We start from the raw sequence: 25,011 nt of genomic DNA on the forward strand, positions 1-25,011 counted from the left end.
GACGGGACCGGCGCCACACGGCGTGCCCGCGGCCGGGTGCTCGCATCCCCGGCCGGCGGCGTGCACAGTGCGCTGGTGCCACCGGGAGCCCTGCACCACCGGGTGACCGCCGCCCTCGCCAACTGGCAGCTCGACGACGCCGAGCGGCTGCTGTCGGTCGTCGACCCGTCCTCTCCCTACGAGGCCGGCGCCGCTGCCGCGGAGGCCGCGCGGGATCCCGAGCCCGCCCTCGGCCGCGCCTGGGCCGACACCCTGCGCGCCGAGCTGCTGGTCCGCAGGCTGCGTGTCGCCGGGTTCACCCTCGTCGGCGAGCCGCTGGACGCGCCGGAGACGACCGAGTCCCTCGACCTGCACGCCGGCGTCGCCGACCTCCTCGACCGCGCCGACGGCGCCCGGGCCGACCTCGACCGCGCCGACGGCGACCCGCGCTCGGAGTCGGCCTCCCACGCCGCGCTCGCCATCGCCCTGGTGCGCTCGGCCAAGGCCGCCTTCGACGCCGCCGACGACGACCTGCAGCGCGCCGCCGGCCTCGCCCGGCACGCCCGCATCGAGCTGCTCTCGCGCCGGATCGACGCGGCCATGGACGAGGCGGTCGAGGCGGCCAGCCTGCTCGACCCCGGCCTGCCGCCGGACGCGCTGCTCGTCGACACGCTGGGCACGCTGGCCGGCGTCCTCGCCGACCTCGAGCTCATGCCGCTGGCCCTGGACTACCAGCGCCGCGCGCTGGAGGCGGCCACCGCCGCCGGCGAGCAGGGCACGCTCGGCCCCGACGACGGCGACCCGGACGTGCTCGCCGCCGGCGCCGCCACCTGCCTCGGTGCGCTGTGCGCGGAGCTGGGCGAGGCCCTGCTCGACGACGGCGAGCCCGGGGCCGCCGTCCCGCACTTCGCCGAGGGCCGCCGGCTGGCCGAGCAGGCCCTGGCCCAGCTGCCGCCCGACGCCGACGGCATCGTGGCCGCGCAGGTGGTCCACGGCTGGGCGCTGGTCGGGCTGGGCGAGCACGCCGCCGCCACCGGCCCGCTGCGCGCGGCCGTGCGGACCACCAGCGCCACCGGCGACCGCGCCCAGCTGGCCTCGGCGCTGCTCGCGCTCGGCCGGGCGCTGCGCCGCCAGGGCGACGGCCGCGGCGCCGACGAGCACCTGGCCAGAGCGCTGTCACTGGCCTCCGAGCACGGTCTGCCGCGGCTGCGCCGCTCCGCGCTGCGCGAGCTGTGCACGCTGCACGCGGAGCTCGACGACGCCGGCCGCGCGCTCCCCTACCTGCAGGCCTACCTCGCCGACGAGCTCGACCGGGTCGACGAGCGGCGCACCCGCTGGGTGGAGCTGTTCGGCCGGCGCAAGAGCCTGCTGGAGAACGAGCGCGCCGCCGGGCAGCTGCGCCGCCAGGCCTACGAGGACCCGCTCACGCACCTGCCCAACCGCCGCTACGCCGAGGCACGGCTCGACGGCCTGCTCAGCGCGGGCACCACGCCGGCGCTGGCCGTCGTCGACGTCGACCGGTTCAAGTCCATCAACGACGCCGTCGGGCACCCCGGCGGGGACACGGTGCTGCGCGCCGTCGCCGAGCTGCTGCTCGCCGGGTGCCGCGACACCGACGAGGTGTGCCGGTGGGCCGGGGACGAGTTCGTCGTCCTGCTGCCCGACACGACCGCCGAGCAGGCCGAGCGGGCGCTCGAGCGGATCCGCCGCGCCGTCGCCGCGCACGACTGGGCGGCGCTCGGGGTGACCGTGCCGGTGACGATCAGCGTCGGCATCGCCTCGGCCACCCGCGGTGACGACCGGCGCACGCTGTTCGCCGCCGCCGACGGCGTCCTCTACGACGCCAAGCGCAGCGGCCGTGACCGCGTCGTCCGGCTCTCGGCGGTCACCCAGACCCGGGCGCCCGACGCCCCGGCGGACCCGGCGCCGGGCGCGCCCGCCCGGCCGGCGACCGTCCGGGTCGGTCCCGTGCGGTCCTCCGCGCTGGACCCCGTGGGCGGCTTCGCGCCGCTGCTGGCCGACCCGCCGCTGTCCCTGGGCAGCCCGGGCCGGCCCGCGCTGGCCCCGCGCCCGACCCGGCGCCGCCGGCCGCCCCGGCCCGACCCGTGCCGGCCGGGCCGGACGTCGTCTGGGGCGTGGGCCGCACCACCGAGCAGGTGCTCGCCCTGGTCCGCGAGACCCGCGCCGCGCACCCCGACCGGCCCGCGCTCGTGGTGCGGGCCAGCGCCGACACGCTGGTCGCGCTCGCCGGCGCGTACGACGGGTCCACCACGGTCGACGCCGCGGCGATGTCGGCCGCCGTCGGCCCCGTCCCCGAGCCGCGCGGGCGGGTGGGCGTCCTGTGCGCCGGCACCGCCGACGCGTCGGTGGCCGCCGAGGCCGCGTTCGTCGCGCGGGTGACCGGCACCGAGGTCGTGCGGGTCGACGACGTCGGGGGCCGGCTGCGGCCGCTGCTCACCGACCGCACCCTGCTCGACGACGTCGACTGCCTCGTCGTGGTCGCGGGCCTCGACGCCACGCTGGCGGCGACCGTGGGCGCGATGACCGACGTCCCGATCGTCGCGGTGCCCACCTCGACCGGGCAGCCGGGGTCCTTCGGCGGGTTCGGCGCGCTGCTGACGATGCTCAACTCGGCGTCCCCGGGCGTCGTCGTCAGCAACATCGACAACGGCCACGCCGCCGGCCTGTTCGCCGCCCGCATCGCCCGCCGCACCGCGCGATGACATCGTCGGCCTCCCGGCCGACACCGCGGCCAGGTGCCGTCCCCGGCTGCGCTGAGCCCCTCCCGGCGCTCGATCGCGGGACCCTCCGGGCCCCACTCCTCCCGCCGCCCCGCAGGGCGGCTCACCTCGTCTGCCGGGCGCGCAGCCCGAGGGCGACGACGGGGGCGACGGCGAGGAAGAGCACCGCGACGGCCGGCGCCGAACCGAGCGCCCACGCGGCGAAGACCAGCAGCGACGCCAGCTCGGTCCCCAGGCCCGCGACCGACGTCACCGTGGCCCGCGCCGCGCCCGGCACCTGCTCCTGCAGCCGCGCCTCCCCCACCACCAGCACGGCGAGGTACAGGCCGTAGGACAGTGCGACGGCGGCCGGCGCCACGGCGGCCCCTGCCAGCGCCCCGACGGCGAGCAGTCCCGCGGAGGCCGTCAGCAGCGCCGGCAGCGCCCGCGACGGCAGCCGCGCCAGCCGGCCGGCCAGCGCGGCGCCCGCCGCCCCCGCCAGCGCGACGACGAGGACGGCGGTGGGCACGAGCGCGGTCGGCACGCCGCGGTCGCGCGCCATGACCGGGAAGTACTCCTCCAGCGCGTCGAGCCCGCCCAGCAGCGCGACGGCGACGACGGTCAGCCGCAGCGACGGCCGGCGCAGCGCGTCGGTCACGGCCGACCGCAGACCGCCCCCGCCGTCGTCCCCACCGTCGGTCGGCGCGGTCTCGGGGAACCGGGTGGCGAGGGCAGCGGCGGCGAGGCAGGTCCCCACGCTGGCCCAGCCCACCAGCGCGTGGCCGCCGGCCTCGACCAGGACCCCGGCCAGCAGCGCGGTGGGCACCTGCACGAGCAGCTCGGTCGCCGTCGTCGCGCCCTGGACCCGGACGAAGGAGTCCTCCGCGCCGGCGGCGGCCAGTCCCTCGTAGACCACCGCCTCGGCGGCGCCGGACACCAGCGCGCCCCCGACGCCCCAGACGACGAACCCGGCGGCGAAGCCGGGGAGGCCAGGAGCGACCGTCCACAGCACGAAGCCGGCGGCCTCGAGCACCCCGGCCAGGACCAGCGAGCCCCGGCGCGACCAGCGGTCGGCCAGCACCCCGGTGGGCACCTCGGCGAGCAGGCCGGTGACCGACCACAGGGCGAACAGGCCCGACACCTGCGCCGCCGACAGCCCGGTGTCGAGGAACAGCAGCGCGTACAGCGGGTAGACGGGGGCCAGCCCGGACAGCGCGGTCCAGACCACGGCCAGGCGGGCCAGTGGCCGCGCGGCCGGCGGCAGGGGCATCCGGTCAGGGCGTCAACGGAACGGCACGGGGCGACGGTAACCAGGCGCACACCCGCGCGCACGGGGTTTCCCGGTCCCCGTCGTCTAGGGTTGACCCCCGAGAAGGGGAGTAGCCCCCCGTCCGCTGGTCGACATGCTGGCGCGCTCCCGCGGGAGCCGCCCGGTCAGCGGGCCCGCGCCCCGCGCGGGTGGGCGAGACCTTCGGCCGGAGCAGTCGTCGCGCTGCCGGTCGGAGGCGCGCGCCCCCGCCCGGCCGTGCCGAGCGGAAGAGAGAACCCCCGTGATCGTCCTGTCCGTCGTGGCGACGGCGTTCGCCCTCGTCCTGCCGGTCGAGCTGCCGGACAAGACGCTGTTCGCCAGCCTGGTCCTGGCCACCCGGTTCGCGCCGCTGCCGGTGTTCGTCGGCGTCGGCACCGCCTTCGGCGTGCAGGTCGCCATCGCCGTCACCGCCGGCTCCCTGCTGTCCCTGCTGCCCCCGGCGCTGGTGAGCGGTGTCGTGGCGGTGCTCTTCCTGGTCGGTGCGGTGCTGCTCTGGCGCAGCGCCTCGGAGGGACCCGAGGACGGCGGGGACGCCGCCGAGACCCGGGAGCGGACGTCGTTCCTGCGCGCGGCCGCCGTCTCCTTCGGCGTGCTGTTCGCCGCGGAGTGGGGCGACCTGTCCCAGCTGGCCACCGCGGGCCTGGCCGCGCGCTTCGACGCGCCGGTGTCGGTGTTCGTCGGCGCCTGGGCGGCCCTGCTCACGGTGTCGGGGCTCGCGGTGTTCCTCGGCAAGGCGCTGGCCGACCGGCTGCCGGTGGCCCTCATCCGCCGGGTGGCCGCGGTGCTGTTCGTCGTCTTCGCCGTGTTCGCCGTCGTGGAGACCGTCCGGGCCCTCACCTGATCGGGGGAACGCACCCGCCGCGGCGCTGCAGCCGGGTCGCGCCCCGCCCGTTGACTCCTCCATGACCGTCTCCCCGGCCGCCGTCGAGACCACGGCGGCGCCGACCGAGCCCGACCTCCGGGACCTCGACCGGGACGTCGAGCTCGCCGCCGTCGTGCGGGTCGCCGCGGCCGTGGCCGGGGTGCGGTGCGCGACCGTGAACCTGCTCGACGCGTCCGAGCAGCACCAGGTGGTGCCGCACGGCTTCCCCGGGTCCTCCTCCCCCCGCGAGGAGTCGCTCTGCGCGGCGATGAACACCGGGGGCCCGCAGGTCCAGGTGCACGACGACCTCGCGGCCGACCCGCGCTACGCGGGCAACCCCTGGGTGGACGGGCGCCGCGCGAGGGTCCGCGCGTACGCGAGCGCACCGCTCGTCGTCGACGGGGAGACCGTGGGGACGATCTGCGTCTTCGACGAGGCGCCGCACGCCTTCGCCCCCGACGCCGGGGAGCGGCTGGCCGACCTCGCGTCGGTCGTCGTCGCCCTCTTCCAGCGGCGTCGCCAGGCCCGCCAGCTCGCCGCCCTCGCCACCGCCAGCGCGGCCGCGCGGGACCAGGCCCGGGCCGCGGCGGGGCACGCCGCCCGCTCGGAGGCGTTCACCCGCGCCCTCCTGGACTCCCTCCCGGTCGGGGTGGTGGCCGCCGACGCCGAGGGCCGGCTCACCCTGTTCAACCGGCTCGGCCGCGAGTGGCACGGCCTTCCCGAGCGGTACGCCGAGCAGGTCGGGAGGGCGCGGTCGACCGAGGACGTCGTCGAGACCTTCGGCCTGTGCGCCCCGGACGGCCGCCGGCTGCGACCGGAGGAGGTCCCGCTGGCCCGGGTCTACGCCGAGGGGCGGGTCCGCGACGCCGACATGGCCATCGACCGGCCCGGCCACCCCCTCCGGGTGCTGCGCGCCTCGGGCACCCCGGTGCTCGACGCGCGGGGCCGGCTCACCGGCGCCGTCGTCGCGATGATGGACGTGACCGCGCAGCGCGAGCTCGAGGCCCGCCTGCGCGAGGCCGCCCTCCACGACGCCCTCACCGGCCTGCCCAACCGAGCGCTGCTGCTCGACCGGGTGGGACAGGCGCTGCAGGTCCAGGCGCGCGACGGGCTGCCCGCCGCGCTGCTGTACTGCGACCTCGACGGCTTCAAGGCCGTCAACGACACCCTCGGCCACGCCGCCGGTGACGCCGCCCTGCTGCGGATGGCCGCGGCCCTGCGCTCGGTGGTGCGCCCGGGGGACACCGTGGCGCGCATCGGCGGCGACGAGTTCGTCGTCCTGTGCCCCGGCAGCGCCACGGAGGACGCCGCCCGGCGCCTGGTCGACCGCATCACCGCGACCCTCGCGACGCCGACCGACGGCGGGCCGCCGCTGCGCTGCAGCACCGGCGTGGCCCTCTCCCGGCGCGGTGACGACGCCGACAGCCTGCTCTGCCGCGCCGACGCGGCGATGTACGAGGTCAAGCGCTCCCGTCGCCGACCAGCGCCAGGCGCCTGACCAGCGCATCGACCTGCGCGTCGAGGTCGGGCCCGGGCCGGTCCACCCCGCCGGCCCGGAGCATGACCAGGCCGTGCAGCGCCGTCCAGACCAGCGTCGCGTCGGCCCGGGGGTCGCGGCTGGCCGACCGGCCGGCGCGCACGCACGCGTCGACGGCGCCGACCAGGGAGCCGAACGCGACCTCGCCGGCGGGCACCCGACGCCTGCCGAACATCGCCCGGTAGCGCCCGGGGGCCGACAGCCCGCAGCGCACGTAGGCCCGGCAGCCGGCCAGTAAGCGGTCGACCGGGTCGGGCACGCCCTCGGCGGCCGCGGTCACCGCCTCCACCAGGTCGGTGAACGCCCGCTCCAGCACGGCGTCGAGCAGCGCCCCGAGGTCGGCGAAGTGCCCGTAGACGGCGGGCGCGCTGACCCCGGCCTCCCGGGCGACCCCGCGCAGCGAGACGGCACCGGCCGACCCGGTCCGCTCGAGCAGGGTGCCCGCGGCGGTGAGCAGGTCGCTGCGCAGGTCCCGGGCCACGCCATCGACTTTACAGGTGTTAACCAGGCGGCGTACGGTCGCTTTACACCTGTAAAGGAGGCTGCCGTGCCCGTCGTCCCCGACCTGCCGTGGACCGCCCGCCGCCCGTTCGACGGCCCCGGCGTCGTCCTGCTCACCGAGCTGCGGCTGCGCCACCTGCGCGACGTCCCCGCCTTCATGGCCACCTCGCTGCGGATCCTGCGGCAGGTCTCGCGCTCCCCCGGTGCGCGCTCGGCGCTGCTGCGCGCCGAGCCGCTCGCCCGGTCCTTCGCCACCGTCTCGTGGTGGGACGACGAGACGGCGATGCGTGCCTTCGCGCGCACCGATCCGCACCGGACGGCGATGCGCCGCTGGGCGCCGCGGCTGTCCTCCTTCGCCAACCGGGCGCTGCCGTCCACCGGCGCGATGCCGACCGTCGACGAGGCGCTGGCCGCGGTTGCGCCGACGGCGTAGCCGCGGCGGCGGGGCGGCCGGGGAGTGGCACCATGGCCGGCGATGGACGCCGCCGTGGAGGTCGCCGACCTGGTCAAGCGCTATCCCGGCCGCCCGGTCGACGCCGTCGCCGGGGTCAGCTTCACGGTGCGGCGCGGTGAGGTCTTCGGCCTGCTCGGCCCCAACGGCGCCGGCAAGACCACGACGATCGGCATCCTCACCACCCGGGTGCTGCCCACCGGCGGCACGGCCCGCGTGGCCGGGGTCGACGTCGCGGCCGACCCGGTCACGGCGCGCAGCCGGCTGTCGGTGGTGCCGCAGCGCTCCAACCTCGACCGCTCGCTGACCGCTCGGCAGAACCTGGTGTTCCACGCCGCCTACCACGGCATGGGCCGCGCCGAGCGCAACCGCCGGGCCGACGAGCTGCTCGACCGCCTCGGCCTCGGCGACCGCGGCGGCGACAAGGTGGACGACTACTCCGGCGGCATGGCGCAGCGGCTGCTCATCGCCCGGGCGCTCATGCACGCCCCGCAGGTGGTGTTCCTCGACGAGCCGAGCACCGGCTTGGACCCGCAGGCGCGGCTGTTCGTCTGGGAGCGGGTGCGCGAGCTGCGCGACGGCGGGGTGACCGTGGTGATCACCACGCACGACATGGACGAGGCGGCGGCGCTGGCAGACCGGGTCGGGATCATGGACCACGGCCGGCTGCTCGCGCTGGACACCCCGGCCGCGCTCACCCGGTCGCTGCCCGGCAGCGCGACCCTCGACGTCGACGTCGAGCGCGCCCCCGGGGACAGCGACGAGGCGGTGCTCGCCGCGCTCGGGGCGCTGCCGCAGGCCGAGCGCGTGGAGCCGGTCGCCGACGCCGCGGGGCTGCGGGCGCGGCTGTACCTCTCCTCCGACGCCGCGGGGACGGTCGGCCCGGTGTCGGAGGTGCTCGCCGCCCGTGGCGCCCGGCTCACCGGCGTGCGGATCGGCGAGCCCAGCCTCGAGGACGTCTTCCTCAGCCTGACCGGACGGGAGCTGCGATGACCGCCGTCGAGACGCCGACGACGTCGGCCGCCGCCCGTCCGAGCGTCGGGCGCGCGTTCACCGCACTGCTGTGGCGCGACGTCTTCGTCACCGGCCGCGAGTTCGTGCCGTTCCTCCTGCAGGTCGTGCTGCAGCCGGTCTTCCTGCTCTTCGTCTTCGGCAAGGTGCTCGTCGAGCTCGGCTTCACCTCCAGCGCCTACGCCGACGTGCTGCTGCCCGGCGTCGTGTCGCTGGCCGCGTTCCTCACCGCACTGCAGAACACCGCGTTCCCCCTGGTCATCGACTTCTCGTTCACCAAGGAGATCGAGGACCGGCTGCTGGCACCGCTGCCCACCGCGCTGGTCGCCGTCGAGAAGGTGGTCTTCGCGACCCTGCGGGCGCTCGTGGCGGCGGCGGTGATGTTCCCGATCGGCCTGTGGGTGCTCGGCTCGCTCCCGGTGACCTGGTCCGACGTCCCCGTGCTGGTGTTCTTCCTGGTGCTCGGGTCGCTGGTGGGCGCCGCGATCGGGATGACGCTGGGCACCTTCGTGAAGCCGAACCGGATCAACGTCGTCTTCGCCGTCGTCCTCACGCCGCTGCTGTTCACCGGCTCCACGCAGTTCCCCTGGCCGGCGCTCGACCAGCTCCGCTGGTTCCAGGTGGTGTGCGCGCTCAACCCGCTGACCTACGTCAGCGAGGCGCTGCGCGCGGAGATGGCGCCGGAGGTGCCGCACCTGTCGCTGACGGTGTGCGCCCTGGCGCTGACCGGCTTCCTGGCGGTGTTCGGCGTGCTCAGCCTGGTCGGCTTCCGCCGCCGTGCCCTGGACTAGTCGACGGACGTCTCCGACGCAGCTCACAGCCCGCCGGAGGAGGCCCACTCCGACAGCCGGCGCTCGGCCTCCTCGGGGCTGACGTCCTCCACGCGGGTCATGACCGCCCAGCGGTGCCCGAACGGGTCGTAGACGGAGGCGAACCGGTCGCCGGTGACGAAGGTGGCCGGCTCCTCGCGGACGGTGGCGCCGCGCTCGACGGCCGCGGCGAACACGGCGTCGACGTCGGGCACGTAGATGCAGGTCGACCCGCTGACCCGGTCCTCGGCCTGCCCGGTGGGGGCGACCAGGCCGTACTGCGGGTTCGGGTCGCCGAGCTGCAGGCGGCCGGCGGGGAACTGCAGCTCCGCGTGCAGCACGGTGCCGTCGCGGGCGTCCATCCGGCTGACGGTGGTGGCGCCGAAGACCTCCTCGTAGAAGCGGATCGCCTCGGCGGCGGGTGAACAGACGAGGAAGGGGGTGAGGGTCGTGTAGCCGTCGGGGCGGCCGTCGGTGATCGCCATGTCCCCCACCCTGCCTACGCTGCGGCCGTGGCGTCTTGGAGGAACGCGACAGCCTCCCCCGCGACGACCTCCCCCGCGACGGTGCGCGGCCTGCTCCGCCCCGAGGAGACCGCCCGGGTGGCCGGTCTGCGCCGCGACGCCGCGGTCTCCCCCGTCCTCCAGCCGTTCGTGGAGCGGTACTGGTCGGTGTCGTGGGACCGCAGGGGCCTGCCGCCGTACCGGTCGGAGGTGCTCAGCCACCCGAGCGTGAACCTGTCGGTCGAGACCGGCAGCGAGCCCCGGTTCGGCGCCGTCCTGCCGGCGGTCCTGCTGCACGACGTCGTCCCGCGGCGGTTCGTCGTGGACCTGACCGGCACGGGGCGGGTGACGGCGGCGAAGTTCCGGCCCGGCGGCTGGGTCGCGATGGGCGGCCGCGCTCCGGGCCGCGGAGCCGTCGTCCCGCTGGAGGGACACCTCCCCGGCCTCGACGCCGCCGCGCTGCTGCCCGCCGTGCTCGCCGGGGAGGACGACGACGCGCGGGCCGCCGTCCTCGACGCCGCGCTGGCGCCCCTGGCCCCCGACCCCTCCCCCGCCTACCGAGACCTGCAGGCACTGCTCGAGCGGATGGCCGCGGACCGGGAGCTGGTGCGGGTCGACCAGGTCGCCGCGCTGGCCGGCGTGGGCGTGCGGTCCCTGCAGCGGCTGTTCGCCGGCGTCGTCGGCCTCTCCCCCAAGGCCGTGCTGGCGCGCTACCGGCTGATGGACGCCGCGGCCGCCATCGACGGCGGCGAGGTGAGCGACCTGGCCGGGCTCGCGGTCTCGCTCGGCTGGTTCGACCAGGCGCACTTCAGCCGCGACTTCCGGTCGGTCGTCGGGGTGACGCCGTCGGCCTACCTGGCCCGCGCCCGGGCCGGCCGCTAGGGCAGCGTCGGGATCCAGTCGGCCAGCGCCCGGCCGATCGCGTGCGGTGAGTCCTCGGGGACGAAGTGCGAGCCTGGCACGGTCACCTCGGTGACCGACGGCCACTTGCGGACCAGTGCGCGTGCCCGCCCGGTCAGCAGCCACCCGGGCTCGGCGTTGACGAACAGCTTCGGGACGGCGCTGGTGCGCAGCCAGGAGCCGTACCGCCCGACGACGTCGTGCACCGCCGGCGGGACGTTGTTGATCGGGATCTGCCGGGGCCACTCCAGCGTCGGCCAGCGGTCCTCGCGCTCGCGGAACGGCTGCCGGTAGCGCTCGTGCACCTCCGGGGGGAGCCCGCGCAGCGTGGACGCCGGGAGGATCCGCTCGACGAAGACGTTCTTGTCCAGGACCACGGCCTCGCCGTCGTCGCCGCGCATGGTCTGGAAGATCTTCCGGCCGTCCGCCGGCCAGTCGGCCCAGGTCATCGGGGTGACGATCGCCTCGGTGAAGGCCAGGCCGCGCACCGCCTCGGGGTGGCGGTGCGCCCAGGAGAAGCCCAGCGCCGAGCCCCAGTCGTGCAGCACGAAGGTGACCCGCCGCTCCACCCCGAGCGCCTCGAGGAGCCCGTCCAGGTGCGCGGCGTGCGTGGCGAAGGAGTAGGTGCCCCGCTGCGGGTCGGGCAGCTTCCCGGACTCCCCCATGCCGACCAGGTCCGGCGCGATGCAGCGGCCGAGGTGCTGCACGTGCGGGATGACGTTGCGCCACAGGTAGGACGACGTCGGGTTGCCGTGGAGGAAGACGATCGGGTCGCCCTCGCCCACGTCGACGTAGGCCATCTCGGTGCCGCGGACGGTGACCCGCTGCCGCGGGAAGGGGTCCTCGGGGGAGACGTCGTCGTCCATGCCGCGATCCTCGCCCAGCCGCCGGTGCCCCGCCGTCCGGGGATCGCGCTTGACCCTGACGCGACGTCAGGCTGTGCACTCGTCGTCGTCAGGGAGGGGGGACCCGCGTGAACGTGGGAGAGGTGGCCGAGCTGGCCGGCGTCACGGTGCGCACGCTGCACCACTACGACCGGATCGGCCTGCTGTCGCCGTCGGGCCGCACCGCGGCCGGGTACCGCCGCTACTCGGCGGCGGACCTGGACCGGCTGCACCAGGTGCTGCTCTACCGCGAGCTCGGGTTCCCCCTCGAGGAGGTCGCGACCCTGCTGGACGACCCGTCCGCCGACCCCGCCGAGCACCTGCGCCGGCAGCACCGGCTGCTGCGGGACCGGCTGGAGCGCACGCAGGCGATGGTCGCGGCCGTCGAGAAGGAGATGGAGGCGAGACAGATGGGGATCTCTCTGACCCCGCAGGAGCGGTTCGAGGTGTTCGGCGAGCACGACCCGGAGCAGTACGAGGCCGAGGTGCAGGAGCGCTGGGGCGACACCGACGCCTACCGCGAGTCCTCGCGGCGCAGCGCGGCCTACACCAAGGAGGACTGGCTCCGGATCAAGGCCGAGGGCGAGGACCTCATGCGGCGGATGGCCGAGGCGCTGCGGGCCGGCGTCGCACCCGACTCGGCGCAGGCGATGGACCTCGCCGAGGAGCACCGGCAGCAGATCACGGCCGACTTCTACGACTGCCCGCCGGAGATGCACGCGGCGCTGGGCCGGATGTACGTCGAGGACGAGCGCTTCACCGCCACGTACGAGAACGTGGCGCCCGGCCTCGCGCAGTGGGTGAGCACCGCGGTCCAGGCGAACGCCGCCCGCCGGGGCTGACCGGCCCGTTCCGTCGAGATCGGCGATCTCGCACCGATCCGGGGCTCCGGACGGGCGAGATCGGCGATCTCGACGGAGGGAGTGTGGGGGTCAGACGCGGACGAGGAGCTCGCCGTGCAGCATGGCGAGCCAGCCGTCGTCCGCCGCGGCCCAGCGCAGCCACGCGGCGGCGAGCTCCTCCAGCTCGTCCCGCGTGGCCAGCCCGTAGGACAGGGCCTGCTCGGCGAAGGCGGACGCCGTCGCGCGGCCGGCCCAGGAGCGGCCCCACCACTCCCGCTCGGCCGCCGACGCGTAGCACCACGACGACGCCGACGCGCTGACCTCGCGCAGGCCCGCGGCGTGCGCCCAGGCGAGCAGCCGGCGGCCGGCGTCGGGCTCGGCGTCGTTGGCCCGGGCCACCCGGCCGTACAGCTCGAGCCACCGGTCCAGGCCCCGGTCGGCGGGGAACCAGGTCGTGGCGGCGTAGTCGACGTCGCGGACGGCGAGCAGCCCGCCGGGGCGGCACACCCGCGCCATCTCGCGCAGCGCGGCGACCGGGTCGGTCAGGTGCTGCAGCACCTGGTGGGCGTGCACGACGTCGACCGAGTCGTCGGGCAGGTCGAGGGCGTACACGTCGCCGACGGCGAAGGTCACCGCGACGCCCTCCCGTGCGGCGAGGTCCCGGGCCTCGTCGAGCGGGTCGGCCGAGACGTCCAGGCCCAGCACGCGCCCCGGGGCCACCCGCCGGGCGAGGTCGACGGTGATCGTCCCCGGCCCGCAGCCGACGTCGAGCAGGTCGAGGCCGGGCCGCAGGTGCGGCAGGAGGTACCCGGCGGAGTTCTCGGCGGTCCGCCAGCGGTGCGACTGCAGGACCGGCTCGGCGTGCCCGTGCGTGTAGGTGTCCACGTGGGCATCCTGGCCCGTCGTCCCACACATCGGAACGAGCCGTCCCACCAAGTGGGACGACCCGGCCGTCAGGTCCGTGGTTCGCGGCCGGCCGGCTGCCTCGGTTCGCCGAGCAGCGGCGTCGGTGCGCGGAGCGGCACGTGCACCGGCGAGCCGGTGACCGACTGCGCGGCACCGTCCACGACGACGGTCACCGGCCCCTCGCCGCGCACCAGCGTGAGCGTGGTGCCCTCCTGGGTCGTCTCGATGCGCAGCACCGCACCGCGCCAGGTGACGTGGTAGGCGGTGCGGGAGAGCGACGACGGGAGCAGGGCGCGATCTCGAGGTCCTCGTGGTCCTCCCGCAGGCCGCCGAGACCGGCGGCCAGCGCCAGCCAGGCCCCGGCCACCGAGGCCATGTGCAGCCCCTGGGCGGTCCCCTCCTGGACGTCCCGGAGGTCCACGAGCGCGCACTCGCGCAGGTAGCGCAGGGCGAGGTCGGGGTGCTGCGCCTGCGCGCACACCACCGCCTGGACGGCGGCCGACAGCGAGGAGTCCCGGACGGTGCGCGCCTCGTAGTACTCGAGGTCGCGCGCCACCTCCTCGTCGGTGAACTCGTCCCGGCACCACCACAGCGCCTGGACGAGGTCGGCCTGCTTGAGCACCTGCCGCCGGTAGAACGTGGCGTAGTGCTGGTGCTCCTGGACCGGGTAGGCGTCCCGCTGCTCCTCGAAGGGCCACTCCTCGTAGGCGGTGAAGTTGGCGTTCATCGGGTGCACGCGCAGGCCCTCGTCCCACGGCACGTGGACGGCGGCGGCCGCGGACCGCCAGGCGGCGGTCTCGGTGTGGTCCACGCCCAGGTCCGCGGCGCGCGCCTCGTGCCTCCGGCAGGCGTCGGCGGCGCGCCGCAGGTTGGCCCGCGCCATGAGGTTGGTGAAGACGTTGTCGTCGACGACGCCGGTGTACTCGTCCGGCCCGGTCATGCCGAACAGGTGCCAGGCGCCGGCCGCGTCCTCGTGGCCCAGCGACATCCACAGCCGCGCCGTCTCCACGAGCACCGGCAGGCCGCCGACGTCGTCGAGGTCCTCGCCCGTCGCGTTCTGGTACAGCCAGAAGGCGCGGGCGATGTCGGCGTTGACGTGCATCGCCGCCGTGCTCGCGGGCCAGTACGCCGAGACCTCGGGCCCGCTGATGGTGCGCCACGCGAAGGCCGCGCCCGCCCGGCCCAGCGTCCGGGCCCGCTCCCGGGCGGAGCCGATCGTCTCCGCCCGCCACCGCAGCAGCCGGGCCGCCGTGTCCGGGCGCAGCAGGGTCAGGGCGGGCAGCACGAACCCCTCGACGTCCCAGAAGGTGTGGCCGCTGTAGCCCATCCCGGTGAGCCCCTTGGCCCCGACGGGCGCGCCGGAGATGCAGGCGGCGGAGCAGAACAGCTGGAAGACGCTGTAGCGCAGCGCCTGCTGCAGCTCGGGGTCCCCGTCGACCTCGACGTCGGCCGTCGCCCAGAACTCGTCGAGCACGTCGCGCTGCGCCGCGAGCAGCCCCTCCCACCCCAGGTCGAGGGCGGAGGCCACCGCGGCCGAGGCCTGGCCGACGAGGGACCCCGCCCACGCGTCGAGCGACCAGGTGTGGGCGACGACCTTGGTGATCCCGAGGGCACCACCGGCGGCCAGGTCGGCGGCGACGACGGTGACGACGCGGTGCTCGTCGGCGTCGGAGCTGACGCGCCCGCCGTCGACCACGTGGTCGACCGCGGCGGCGACGGTGATGCCCGAGCGCCGCGTCCGGGACGCGAGCGTGCCGCCGGTCGGCGCGCAGGCGTGCACCATCGGCTCGAAGGCGTTGTCGAGGACGTCCTTGACGCGCGGGTCGTCGTTGTCGACGCCCGTGGGCGTGACCGCCCCGCTGGCCACCTCGGACCGCACGACGACGTGCGCGGGGCCGTCCAGCGCACGCACCTCGTACCGCACGGCGCAGATCGACCGCTCCGCCAGCGAGACCAGCCGCCGCGAGGACACCTCCACCGTCGTGCCCCTCGGCGTCGTCCAGCGCACGCGCCGGTCGAGCGTGCCGGCCCGCAGGTCCAGCGTGCGCTCGTGGACCTCCGGCCGGACCTCGCGCACGTCGAGCGGGATCCCGTCGACCAGGAGGCGCAGCGGCGTGCCGTCGGTGACGGTGAGCAGCGCCTGTCCCTCGCCGGGCTGCCCGTAGCCACCCTCCGGGTAGGACAGCGGGTGGGTCTCGTAGACGCCCGACAGGTAGGTGCCGCGCATGCCGAAGGGCTCGACCTCGTCGAGCGTCCCGCGGATGCCGAGGTAGCCGTTCGAGAGGCTGAAGAGGGACTCGGCGACGTCGAGCGTGCCGGTGTCCACGTGCGGCTCGCGGACGTGCCAGGGGTCGACGTCGAGGGTCGGGGCGCTCACAGGGGGTCCTCGCGGTCTCGGAGGGAGGATCGGGGCACCCGGCCGGCGTCCCGGTCCCGTCCTACCGCCCGGTGCACCCCCGCGCGATCCGGGTCGGGACCTGCGTGGCCAGCGCGGCCTCGGCAGCAGGCAGCGCACGCTCGCGGTCGGCCGGGACCAGGCCGAGGCGCACCCGCCGGTCGAGCAGGTCGGCGACGGTCCGCGCACCCTCCGCCAGCGCCCCGAAGCGCAGCTCCCCCACCGTCTCCGGCCGGCCCGCGACCACCGGGTCGGGCCCGAGAGCGGCCACCCGCGGCGCCTCGGTGCCGTACCGGGCGACCAGCCGGGCGGGCGCCGCGACGGCGGCCAGCTCCTCCGGTGGCGCCGCCCCGACCAGCGGGAGCCGCGCCGTGGGCGACCGCCGCGCGCCCCGCCCCAGCCGCGTCACCACGGCGTCGACGGCGTCGGCCGCCATGGCCCGGTAGGTGGTCAGCTTCCCGCCGACGACGGACAGGACCGGTCCGTCCCACCGCAGCAGGTGCCTCCGGGACAGGTCCGCGGTGGCGTCGCCCGGCCCCGTCCCCGCCGACCCGGGCAGCACCAGCGGCCGCAGCCCCGCGTAGGCGCCGACGACGTCGTCGCCGGTCAGGGGCACGGCCAGCACCCGGTTCACCGTGTCGAGCAGTTGCCGCACCTCGGCGTCCGACGGGACGGGGTCGTCGTCGGGCACCGGCCCGGGCACCGGCTCGTCGGTGACTCCGAGGTACACCAGCCCACCCGGCTGCGGCAGCGCGAAGACGTAGCGCGACCGCGAGCCGGGCAGCGGCACGGTCAGGGCGGCGAGCGGGTCGCCGAGCCGCTCCGCGCGGACGACGAGGTGCGAGCCGCGCGAGGGCACCAGCCGGATCCCGGGCGCCAGCGCCTGGGCCCACACGCCGCTGGCGTTGACCACCGCGCCGGCCCGCAGCGTCAGCGCCTCGCCGTCGACGTCCACCGCCACCTCGGACCCGTCCACGCCGACCACCCGCGCCCCGGTCAGCACCCGGGCGCCGTGCGCGGCCGCCGTGCGGGCCAGCGCGACGACGAGCCGAACGTCGTCGGCGAGCTGGCCGTCCCAGAACACCGCGCCGCCGCGGCCGGGGCGCACCGCCGGGGTCAGCCGGGCGACCTCCGCGGGAGGCACGCGGCGGGTGCCGGGCAGCGAGCCGCGCCCGCCGCGCACCGAGACGCGCACCGCGTCGCCGAGGCGCCCGCCGAGCGCGCCGACGGCACTGACGTCGCGGCCCGCGGCGTCGGGCACGAGGAAGGGCAGTGCCCGGACCAGGTGCGGCGCGGTGGTGCGCATGAGGACCGCGCGCTCGCGGGCGCTCTCCCGGGCCAGGCCGATCTCGCCGTGCGCCAGGTAGCGCAGTCCACCGTGCACGAGCTTGCTCGACCAGCGGCTGGTCCCGGCGGCGAGGTCGGCGCGCTCCAGCAGCGCCACGGACAGGCCGCGGGCGGCGGCGTCGAGGGCCACGCCGGCGCCGGTCACTCCCCCGCCGACCACCACGACGTCGACGTCGCCGCTGGTCAGCGCCTCGACGTCGGCCGCGCGGCGCTCCGGCGTGAGGTCGGGGTCTCCGGTCACGTGCGGGGTCCCGGTCGGAGCACCGGCAGACTGTAGCCGTGCCCGAGCAGCCGGAACTGACCATCCAGGGATGGGGGCCCGGCGGCTCCCGCGGGGCCACCGCGACCCGGCCGGAGGACGCCCCCGAGAAGCCACCGGAGCCTCCCCGCGACCCGGAACCGCCGCTCCCGAAGGCCGCCCGCCGCCACCTGGCGAAGGAGCTGGGCTGGGAGCCGCGGCCGACCCCGCCGGTCGCCGTGGGCGAGATCCGGCTGGCCCCCTCCCGGCTGCCCGCGGGGGTGCACGACGCGCTGGTCGCGCTGCTCGGCGAGGAGCACGTGCGCACCGACCGGGAGGCGCGGCTGCGCCGGGCCGGCGGCAAGAGCTACCTCGACCTGTTGCGCCGGCGGGGTGGCGACGCCTCCGACGCCCCCGACGCCGTCGTCCTGCCGGGCAGCACCGGGGACGTCGCGGCGCTGCTGGCGCTGTGCGCGGAGCACGGGGTCGTCGTCGTGCCGTTCGGCGGCGGCACCAGCGTGGTCGGCGGCCTGTCCGGGATGGACCCCGACGACCGGCCGTCGCTGTCGGTCGACCTGTCGCGGATGGCGTCGCTGACCGACGTCGACGTCGCGTCGTCGCTGGTCACCGTGGGTCCGGGGATGCGCGGCCCGGCGCTGGAGGAGGCGCTGGGCGCGCGCGGTCTGACGCTCGGGCACCTGCCGCAGAGCTGGGAGTACGCGACGCTCGGCGGCTACGCGGCCACCCGGTCGGCCGGCCAGTCCTCCACCGGGGTGGGGCGGTTCGAGGAGCTGGTGGCCGGGCTGACGCTCGCCACGCCGTCCGGGGTGCTCGAGCTCGGCTCCCCGCCGGCGACGGCCGCGGGGCCCGACCTGCTGGGCCTGGCGCTGGGCTCGGAGGGGGCGCTCGGGGTCATCACCGAGCTCCGGCTGCGGGTCCGCCCGGCGCCGCGGACCCGCGTGTACGAGGGCTGGTCGTTCCGCACGTGGGCCGACGGGCTGGCCGGCCTGCAGCGGCTGGCGCGCCACGACCTGCTGCCCGACGTCGTCCGGCTCTCCGACCCCGAGGAGACCCGCGCCACCCTGCTCAACGCCGGCGGCACCGGCGCGCGGCTGCTGCGTGGCGCCCTGCGCGCCCGCGGGCGCGCCGACGGCTGCCTGCTCGTCGTCGGCTGGGAGGGACTGCCGCACGTGGTCCGGGCGCGCCGCCGTGCCGCGGTGCCGGTGCTGCGGGAGCACGGCGCGGCGCGCGTGGGCCGCCGGGCGGGCGAGTCCTGGCGGGAGCACCGGTTCGCCGCCCCCTACCTGCGCGACCGGCTCATGGACGCCGGCCTGCTGGTCGAGACGCTGGAGACGGCGGCCACCTGGACGGCGCTGCCGGCGGTGTACGACGCCGTCCGCGCGGCGCTGCGGTCGTCGCTGGGCCGGCCCGGCCGGCAGCCGCTGCTGATGACGCACGTGTCGCACGGCTACGCCACCGGCGCCTCCCTCTACGTCACCGTGCTCGCCGACCGCGACGACGCCCTGCCGCTGCAGCAGTGGCTCGGCGCCAAGCGGGCGGCGACCGAGGCGCTGCTGGCCGCCGGCGGCACGCTCACCCACCACCACGCCGTCGGCGCCGACCACCGCCCCTGGCTGGAGCGCGAGGTCGGCCCGCTCGGCGTGGAGGTGCTGCGCGCGGTCAAGCAGCGGCTGGACCCGCAGGGCATCTGCAACCCCGGGGTCCTGCTGCCCGACTAGTCGCGCGGATGATCAGCTGAGCTGAGCGTCGTGCGTCCTGGCTCACCGTCGGCGGTGAGCCAGGACGCAGCACGATCAGCTCACCTGATCGTGCTCGACGGGGCCGTCCAGCCCGGCGGGGGCAGGGCCGGCGGGATGCCCATCCGGCGGCGCAGCCACGCCGGCGGACGGGGCGGGCGGACGGCGGTCGCGGGCTCAGCCACGGCGGGCCCGCAGCGCGTAGCCGGTGGAGAACACGTCGCCGGGGTCGACCGCGCGCTTGACCGCGAGCAGCCGCTCGGCGGCCTCGGGGCTCCACGCCGCCAGCACCTCGTCCGGGCCGGAGACGTCGCCGAGGAAGTTGACCATCCCCCCGGGCGCGGCCCACGGCGCCAGCGCGGCCAGCACGCCGCGGCCGACAGCGGGCACCACCTCGGCCAGCTCCGGCACCATCGGGCCGATCACGAACACCGACCAGGCGGCGTCGCGGCCGGGGACGGCGTCGGGCACCCGCGCGGGGCGGGCCAGAGCTCCGCCCATCTGGCGGATCTCGGCCATCACCAGCGGGACCTGCACGTCCGGTCCCGCGGCGGCGAGGAACGCGTCCACGGCCTCCGCGGGGAGATCGGCGAGCAGCATCCCCTTCTCCCAGGCGGGCATCGGGTCGGTCGGGTCCATGTGCACCGCGTCGAGGGCCGTCGGCGGCACGGGCCCGACGCCGCCGAGCAGCACCTCGCCGGCGGACTCCATCGGCGCGACCAGCGCGGCTCCGAGCGCGGGGTCCTCGCCGGCGTACACGTAGCGCAGGTGAACCACGGTCTGCCCGCGCAGCGGCGGCGGCAGCTCCTCCAGCGGCGGGAGCCGCAGCACCGCGATCGACGTGCCGACCTCCTCGGGCAGCGTCGGCGCCCAGGTGCGGTAGGCGTGCAGCACGGCGGCGGCGTCGCGGCCGGCGAAGAACAGCCCGCCGGCCACCAGCGCCGGCACCGGGAACAGCTCGAACTCCAGCGCGGTGACCACGCCGAAGTTGCCCTTGCCGCCGCGCACCGCCCAGAACAGCTCCGGCTCGGTGTCGGCGCGGACGGTGCGCAGCACGCCGTCGGCGGTGACCATCTCCACGCTCACGACGGCGTCGGCGGCGAAGCCGTGCCTGCGGCCGAGCGAGCCCATCCCGCCGCCGAGGGTGTAACCGACCACGCCGACGTCGGACGAGGAGCCGCACAGCCCGATCAGCCCGTGCTCGGCGGCGGCCGCCACGACCTTCTGCCACTTGACGCCCGCCTCGACCCGCGCGGTGCGCCGGACCGGGTCGACGCCGACGCCCTGCATGCGGCGGGTGGTGACCACGAGCGCGCCGTCGGCGTTGCGCACCGGGCCGTGGCCGGTGGCCTGGACGGCGACCGGCAGGCCCTGCGCGGTGGCGAAGGAGACGGCCGCGGCGACGTCGGCGGCGCAGGTGGCGCCGACCGCCACGGCGGGCGTGTGCGTGACGGCGAGGTTCCAGGCGGCGACCTCGGCGGCCAGGCCCTCGTCGCCGGCGACGTAGACCGGCCCGTGGACGCGGCCGCGCAGGTCCGCGACCGCCGCGGGGTCCAGGAGGACGGGGGCGTCGTCGAGCGGCGTGCGCGGGCGGGGGGCCGGGGCGGGGGTCCGGGTCAGGCTCATGGTGGGTTCCTCGGGGCAGGGAGAAGGTCGAGGCTGACCGTGGCCCCGCCGTCTTGACGGCGACTTGCGCCCGACTTGGGCCGCACGGACCCCTCCCGCTGCGAGGTTCGACCTGCGAGGATGCGCCCTCGTGCGGTACCGCGTCCTCGGCCCCCTCGAGGTCACCGGTCCCGACGACCGCCCCGTCGACGTCGGAGGGGCCAAGCCCCGCGCGCTGCTGACGCTGCTGCTGGCCGAGGCCGGCCGGGTCGTCCCGATCGACCGGATCGTCAGCACGCTGTGGGGCGACGAGCCGCCGCCCACCGTGACCGGCACGCTGCAGGCCTACGTCTCCCACCTGCGCCGGGTGCTCGAGCCCGAGCGCGGGCCCCGCCAGGCCCCGTCGGTGCTGCTCACCCGCGCGCCCGGCTACCTGGTGCAGGTCGGCGCCGAGGACCTCGACAGCCTGCGCTTCGCCCGCCTGGTGGAGGAGGGCGACCGCGCCGTCGGGGCGGGCGACCCCTCCGGCGGGGTGGCCGCCCTCGACCGCGCGCTGGAGCTGTGGCGCGGCGAGCCCCTGGCCGAGCTCGGCGACGCCCCCGGCGCGGCCACCGACCGGTTGCGCCTCACCGAGCTGCACGTGCGGGCCCGCGAACGCCGCTGCGACGCGCTGCTCGCCGTCGGCCGGGCCGACGCCGCCGTCACCGACCTGCAGCGGCTCGTCGCCGAGCACCCGCTGCGCGAGCGGCTGTGGGCGCGGCTGGTGACCGCCCTCTACGCCGCCGACCGGCAGGCCGACGCGCTCGACGCCCTGCGCCGCTGCACCGAGCTGCTGCGCGAGGAGCTGGGCATCGACCCCGGCCCCGAGCTGCGTGACCTCGAGCAGGCGGTGCTCCGGCAGGACCCCCGGCTGACCTCGCGGGTGCCCCGGCCGGTGCTGTCGGTGGTGCCCCCGCCGGCGCCCGCGCCGCTGGCCGCACCCGGCGACGAGACGCTGGTCGGCCGCCGCGCGGAGCTCGCCCGGCTGCGGGCGGTCGCCGAGCAGGCCGCCGCCGGCCGCGGCGCCGTCGTCGTGCTCGGCGGGGAGGCCGGCATCGGCAAGACCCGGCTGGCCGAGGCCCTCGCGGACACGATCCGGGCCGTCGGGTGGGCGGTCGCCGAGAGCCGGTGCGCCGACGACGCCGGCGCTCCCGCGCTGTGGCCGTGGACGCAGGTGCTCGAGCAGCTCGGCCAGGAGCCGCCGGCCCCCGGCGGGCAGGACGGGGACGACGCCGACGCCGCCCGGTTCCGCCTGTTCCAGGCGCTGCGGGCCCGGCTCACCGCCGCCGCCGGCGAGCGCCCGGTGCTCGTGGTCCTCGACGACCTGCAGGGCGCCGACACGACGTCGGTGCAGCTGCTCACCCTGCTCGCCCGCCACCTGCCGCGGGTGCGGCTGCTCGTCGTCGTGACGGTGCGCAGCGTCGGGGAGGACCTGCCCGAGGCGGTCGAGGACTGCCTGGCCCGGCTGGCCCGCGAGCCCTCGGCCACCACGATCACGCTGCGGGGCCTCGACCCCGACGACGTCGGCTCGCTGCTGACCGCGCAGCTGGGCTCGGCCGGTGACCCGGGGCTGGCCGCCACGGTGCACGACCGCACGGCGGGCAACCCGTTCTTCGTCGTCGAGCTGTCCCGCTGGATGCGCGGCGGCCGCGACCTGCACACCGTGCCGGTGCCGCCGTCGGTGGTCGAGGTGCTGCGCACCCGCCTGGCCCGGCTGCCCGGGGGCACGCGTCCGGTGCTGGAGCTGGCCGCCGTCGCCGGGCGCGAGGTGGCCCTGGACCTGCTCGAGGCCGCCGGGGAGCCCGCCGAGCAGGCGCTGGCCGCCCTCGACGCCGCGGTCGCCGCGGGCCTCGTCGTCGAGGGCGCCACCCCGTGGAGCTGGCGGTTCACCCACGCGCTGGTCCGCGAGGTGCTCGCCGACGACCTCCCCGCGCTCCGGCGGGCCCGGCTGCACGCGCGCCTCGGCGAGGCGCTGGAGCGGCGGCTGGCCGGCAGCCGCCCCGACGGCGCGCTGGTCGAGCGGCTGGCGCACCACTTCGTCGAGGCGGCTCCCGTCGCCGGTCCCGCCGCCGGACTGCGCTGGTCGACCGCCGCCGCGGCGGCGGCCCGGGCGCGCCTGGCCGACGGCGAGGCCGCGGTGCACACCCGCCGCGCGCTGCGGCTGGTGGACCCCTCGCAGCCCGGCGCCGCCCGCACCCGGCACGACCTGCTCACCGCGCTCGGCAACGACCTGCTGCGCAGCGGCGAGCGCACCGAGGCCCAGCAGGTGGTCGGCGAGGCGATCGCGCTGGCCCGCGAGCTCGGCGACCGGCGCTGCCAGCTCGAGTCGGCCGCCGTCTGGGGCTCGGTCACGCTGTGGAACTGGCGGCCGCACGGCGTCGTCGACGCCGAGATGGTGGCGCTGCTGGAGGACCTGCTCGAGCACCGCGACGAGATCGCGCCGGACGCCACCGAGGCCGAGAGCGACCGGCTGACCGCGCGGCTGCTGGGCACCCTCGGCGTCGAGCTGGCCTTCAGCGAGGACCTGCAGCGCGGCGTCCGGTACGCCGAGCGGGCGGTGGCGCTGGCCCGTGGCGTCGGGGACCCGGAGCTGCTGGGCCGGACGCTGAACAACTACTCGCTCGCGGTGTGGGGCCGCCCGGGGGCCGCCGAGCTGCGGCTGGCGGCCACCGACGAGGCGCTGGCCCTGACCGGGCACGGGCTGCCGCGGCGCACGGAGTTCTACGCGCGGCTGCACCGCGCGGCGATCCGGCTGCACCTGACCGACCGCGCCGGTTTCGAGGCCGACCTGGAGGCGGGGCGGCGGCTGGCGTTCTCCCTGTCGGGCCCCGAGGTGCGCCCGCACGTGCTGTGGCAGCAGGCCGGCGCCGCCTGGCTGGCCGGCGACGCCGCGCGCGCCGAGGAGCTGACCACCGAGGCGCACGAGCTCTACCGCCGCGTGACCCCGCACTCGCGCCACGCCTACGCCGCGCACGTGTTCACCCTCCGCCGCGCCGACGGCCGGCTGCCCGAGGCGATCGACCTGCTCGTGCAGACCGGCGACGAGGGCAACCCGCTGCTGCAGCTCATGGCCGTGCTGGCCGCCGCCGAGTCCGGCGACCTGGCCGAGGCGCGGCGGCTGCGCGCCCGGTGGGGCCGCACCCAGATCCGGGACTGGGCCAGCGACGTCGCGGTGCTGCTGCAGGCCGAGGCCGCGCTGCACCTCGGCGACGAGCCCGAGCTGACGATGGCCACCGTCGCGCTGCTGCCCTTCCGCGGCCGGCAGGCGGTGCTCGGCACCCCGGCCTTCACCCTTGGCGCCTACGACGAGGTGCTCGGGCGGATCGCCGAGCGCACCGGCGACACGGTGGCCGCCCGCGACTGGTGGACCGGCGCGCGCGAGCAGGGCCGCAAGGTGGGCTCCCCGCGGCAGGTGGCGCTCGCCGAGGCACACCTCGCGCGGGTGCCGGCGGAGGCGGCGCGCCGCCCGCCGCGCCGCCGGCCCGCGCCGCCGACGCCGCGCCGGGCCGCGGAGCGCCCCGCGGAGGGGCGCCCCGCCTAGACGAAGGACCCCGTCCTCCTCACCCCTCGCAGGCTCGGGGTGAGCCTCTGGACGGGGCCGACATCGGACCGGAACGGTCAGAGCGTGGTCGCGCGGCCGCCGTCGACCGGGATGACGGCGCCGGTGACGTACGCGCCGGCCCGGCTGGCCAGGTAGACGACGACGCCGGCCATGTCGTCGGGACGGCCGATGCGGCCCAGCGGCGAGCTGGCGGCGATCTCGTCGCCGCGGGCGGCCAGCGTGGCGGCCATCATCTTCGACTCGAACGGCCCCGGGGCGACGGCGTTGACGGTGATCCGCCTCGGTCCCAGCTCCTTGGCCAGGTGCCGGGTGAGCTGGTGCACCGCGGCCTTGCTCGAGGAGTAGGAGTAGGTGGGCAGGACCGGCACGTGCAGGCCGTCGATGCTGCCGACGTTGACCACGCGGGCGGGGTCGTCGTCGGTGGCGGCGGCCTCGAGCAGCGGCAGCATCGCCCGGGTGAGGAAGAACGGGGCCTTGAGGTTGAGGTCGAGGACCTTGTCCCAGGCCGAGGCGGGGAAGGTCTCCAACGGCTCGCCCCAGGTGGCGCCGGCGTTGTTGACGAGCACGTGCACGCGCTCCTCCCGCCGGCCGACCTCCTCGGCCAGCCGGACGCACTCGGCCTCGGTGCTGATGTCGGCGGGGATCGACTCGACCCGGCCGTACGCGGCCAGCTCCGCGGCGGCCTGCTCGCCGGCCTCCGGCTTGCGCGAGGAGACGTAGACCGACGCCCCGGCCTGCAGCAGGCCGCGGGCCATCATCAGGCCGATGCCGCGCGTGCCGCCGGTGACGACGGCGACCTTCCCGGTCAGGTCGAACAGGTCCACGCGGTGCCTCCTGGTGCCCTCGGGGGCCGG

General features: G+C 77.2%; 21 protein-coding genes. 11 read left to right on the forward strand and 10 right to left on the reverse strand.

The features are described from left to right. Window positions 1-75: 75 nt before the first annotated feature. Window positions 76-2,379 (forward strand): diguanylate cyclase domain-containing protein, encoded by a 2,304-nt coding sequence (locus JD79_RS05265; protein ID WP_245899738.1) that lies wholly within the window; start codon window positions 76-78, stop codon window positions 2,377-2,379. Further along, window positions 2,346-2,702: an AIR carboxylase family protein gene (locus JD79_RS23480; protein ID WP_245899740.1), complete on the forward strand. Its 357-nt coding sequence runs from the start codon at window positions 2,346-2,348 to the stop codon at window positions 2,700-2,702. The genes JD79_RS05265 and JD79_RS23480 overlap by 34 nt, the downstream gene beginning before the upstream one ends. Window positions 2,703-2,823: 121 nt before the next feature. Here the strand turns inward: JD79_RS23480 and JD79_RS05270 are convergent, their stop codons facing one another. Then, window positions 2,824-3,969, reverse strand: coding sequence for an MFS transporter (locus JD79_RS05270; RefSeq protein ID WP_170149124.1), 1,146 nt, complete (start codon window positions 3,967-3,969; stop codon window positions 2,824-2,826). A gap of 280 nt (window positions 3,970-4,249) precedes the next feature. On the opposite strand from JD79_RS05270, the gene JD79_RS05275 reads away from it, so the two are divergent. Together JD79_RS05275 and JD79_RS05280 are read left to right on the forward strand one after the other, a co-directional pair. After that, complete coding sequence (locus JD79_RS05275) at window positions 4,250-4,849, forward strand: TMEM165/GDT1 family protein (protein ID WP_245899742.1); 600 nt, start codon at window positions 4,250-4,252, stop codon at window positions 4,847-4,849. A 61-nt stretch (window positions 4,850-4,910) separates the two neighbouring features. Next, a complete protein-coding gene (locus JD79_RS05280; protein ID WP_110004671.1) occupies window positions 4,911-6,368 on the forward strand; it encodes a sensor domain-containing diguanylate cyclase in 1,458 nt (485 codons plus the stop codon). Here JD79_RS05280 and JD79_RS05285 read toward each other — a convergent pair. Beyond that, entirely contained in the window at window positions 6,331-6,888 is a 558-nt protein-coding gene (locus tag JD79_RS05285; protein WP_170149125.1) for a TetR/AcrR family transcriptional regulator, read from the reverse strand. The two genes, JD79_RS05280 and JD79_RS05285, sit on opposite strands and share 38 nt — an antisense overlap. 66 nt (window positions 6,889-6,954) lie before the next feature. Between JD79_RS05285 and JD79_RS05290 the strand changes: the two genes are divergently transcribed. Genes JD79_RS05290 through JD79_RS05300 form a run of 3 tightly spaced genes read left to right on the forward strand, consistent with a single transcriptional unit; the run spans window position 6,955 to window position 9,161 of the window. Further along, window positions 6,955-7,341 carry a DUF4188 domain-containing protein gene (locus tag JD79_RS05290; RefSeq protein ID WP_110007451.1) on the forward strand — a complete coding sequence of 129 codons (387 nt, stop codon included), beginning with the start codon at window positions 6,955-6,957 and terminating at the stop codon, window positions 7,339-7,341. A gap of 42 nt (window positions 7,342-7,383) precedes the next feature. Beyond that, entirely contained in the window at window positions 7,384-8,352 is a 969-nt protein-coding gene (locus JD79_RS05295) for an ABC transporter ATP-binding protein (protein ID WP_110004673.1), read from the forward strand. After that, window positions 8,349-9,161, forward strand: a complete 813-nt coding sequence (locus JD79_RS05300; protein ID WP_110004674.1) for an ABC transporter permease — start codon at window positions 8,349-8,351, stop codon at window positions 9,159-9,161. The genes JD79_RS05295 and JD79_RS05300 overlap by 4 nt, the downstream gene beginning before the upstream one ends. A gap of 23 nt (window positions 9,162-9,184) precedes the next feature. Here the strand turns inward: JD79_RS05300 and JD79_RS05305 are convergent, their stop codons facing one another. Then, on the reverse strand, window positions 9,185-9,664 hold the full coding sequence (locus tag JD79_RS05305) for a VOC family protein (protein WP_110004675.1): 480 nt from the start codon (window positions 9,662-9,664) through the stop codon (window positions 9,185-9,187). 27 nt (window positions 9,665-9,691) lie between these two features. Between JD79_RS05305 and JD79_RS05310 the strand changes: the two genes are divergently transcribed. After that, complete coding sequence (locus JD79_RS05310) at window positions 9,692-10,564, forward strand: helix-turn-helix domain-containing protein (protein ID WP_110004676.1); 873 nt, start codon at window positions 9,692-9,694, stop codon at window positions 10,562-10,564. On the opposite strand, the gene JD79_RS05315 is transcribed toward JD79_RS05310, so the two are convergent. Beyond that, window positions 10,561-11,448: a haloalkane dehalogenase gene (locus tag JD79_RS05315; protein ID WP_110004677.1), complete on the reverse strand. Its 888-nt coding sequence runs from the start codon at window positions 11,446-11,448 to the stop codon at window positions 10,561-10,563. The genes JD79_RS05310 and JD79_RS05315 overlap by 4 nt on opposite strands. Before the next feature lie 107 nt (window positions 11,449-11,555). Here JD79_RS05315 and JD79_RS05320 point away from each other — a divergent pair, with 107 nt between their 5' ends. Beyond that, a complete protein-coding gene (locus JD79_RS05320; protein ID WP_110004678.1) occupies window positions 11,556-12,308 on the forward strand; it encodes a MerR family transcriptional regulator in 753 nt (250 codons plus the stop codon). A gap of 90 nt (window positions 12,309-12,398) precedes the next feature. On the opposite strand, the gene JD79_RS05325 is transcribed toward JD79_RS05320, so the two are convergent. From JD79_RS05325 to JD79_RS05335, 4 genes are all read right to left on the reverse strand, one after another. Continuing rightward, complete coding sequence (locus tag JD79_RS05325) at window positions 12,399-13,193, reverse strand: class I SAM-dependent methyltransferase (RefSeq protein ID WP_110004679.1); 795 nt, start codon at window positions 13,191-13,193, stop codon at window positions 12,399-12,401. Window positions 13,194-13,261: 68 nt separating this feature from the next. Then, complete coding sequence (locus JD79_RS23485; RefSeq protein WP_245899744.1) at window positions 13,262-13,450, reverse strand: hypothetical protein; 189 nt, start codon at window positions 13,448-13,450, stop codon at window positions 13,262-13,264. Then, the gene (locus tag JD79_RS05330) at window positions 13,384-15,591 is read right to left on the reverse strand and encodes a glycoside hydrolase family 65 protein (RefSeq protein WP_245899746.1); all 2,208 of its coding nucleotides are present in this window, start codon (window positions 15,589-15,591) and stop codon (window positions 13,384-13,386) included. The genes JD79_RS23485 and JD79_RS05330 overlap by 67 nt, the downstream gene beginning before the upstream one ends. A gap of 61 nt (window positions 15,592-15,652) precedes the next feature. Continuing rightward, complete coding sequence (locus JD79_RS05335; RefSeq protein ID WP_110004680.1) at window positions 15,653-17,197, reverse strand: glycerol-3-phosphate dehydrogenase/oxidase; 1,545 nt, start codon at window positions 17,195-17,197, stop codon at window positions 15,653-15,655. Between the two features lie 38 nt (window positions 17,198-17,235). Here JD79_RS05335 and JD79_RS05340 point away from each other — a divergent pair, with 38 nt between their 5' ends. Then, window positions 17,236-18,933, forward strand: a complete 1,698-nt coding sequence (locus JD79_RS05340) for an FAD-binding oxidoreductase (protein WP_110004681.1) — start codon at window positions 17,236-17,238, stop codon at window positions 18,931-18,933. 195 nt (window positions 18,934-19,128) lie between these two features. Here the strand turns inward: JD79_RS05340 and JD79_RS05345 are convergent, their stop codons facing one another. After that, complete coding sequence (locus JD79_RS05345) at window positions 19,129-20,577, reverse strand: FAD-binding oxidoreductase (protein ID WP_110004682.1); 1,449 nt, start codon at window positions 20,575-20,577, stop codon at window positions 19,129-19,131. Window positions 20,578-20,707: 130 nt separating this feature from the next. On the opposite strand from JD79_RS05345, the gene JD79_RS05350 reads away from it, so the two are divergent. Continuing rightward, window positions 20,708-24,136, forward strand: coding sequence for an ATP-binding protein (locus JD79_RS05350; RefSeq protein ID WP_170149126.1), 3,429 nt, complete (start codon window positions 20,708-20,710; stop codon window positions 24,134-24,136). A gap of 77 nt (window positions 24,137-24,213) precedes the next feature. Here the strand turns inward: JD79_RS05350 and JD79_RS05355 are convergent, their stop codons facing one another. Next, window positions 24,214-24,981, reverse strand: a complete 768-nt coding sequence (locus tag JD79_RS05355; protein WP_110004684.1) for an SDR family oxidoreductase — start codon at window positions 24,979-24,981, stop codon at window positions 24,214-24,216. Between the last annotated feature and the right edge of the window lie 30 nt (window positions 24,982-25,011).

Origin of the sequence: Geodermatophilus normandii, from assembly GCF_003182485.1 — a bacterium.
GTDB classification, from domain to species: domain Bacteria; phylum Actinomycetota; class Actinomycetes; order Mycobacteriales; family Geodermatophilaceae; genus Geodermatophilus; species Geodermatophilus normandii.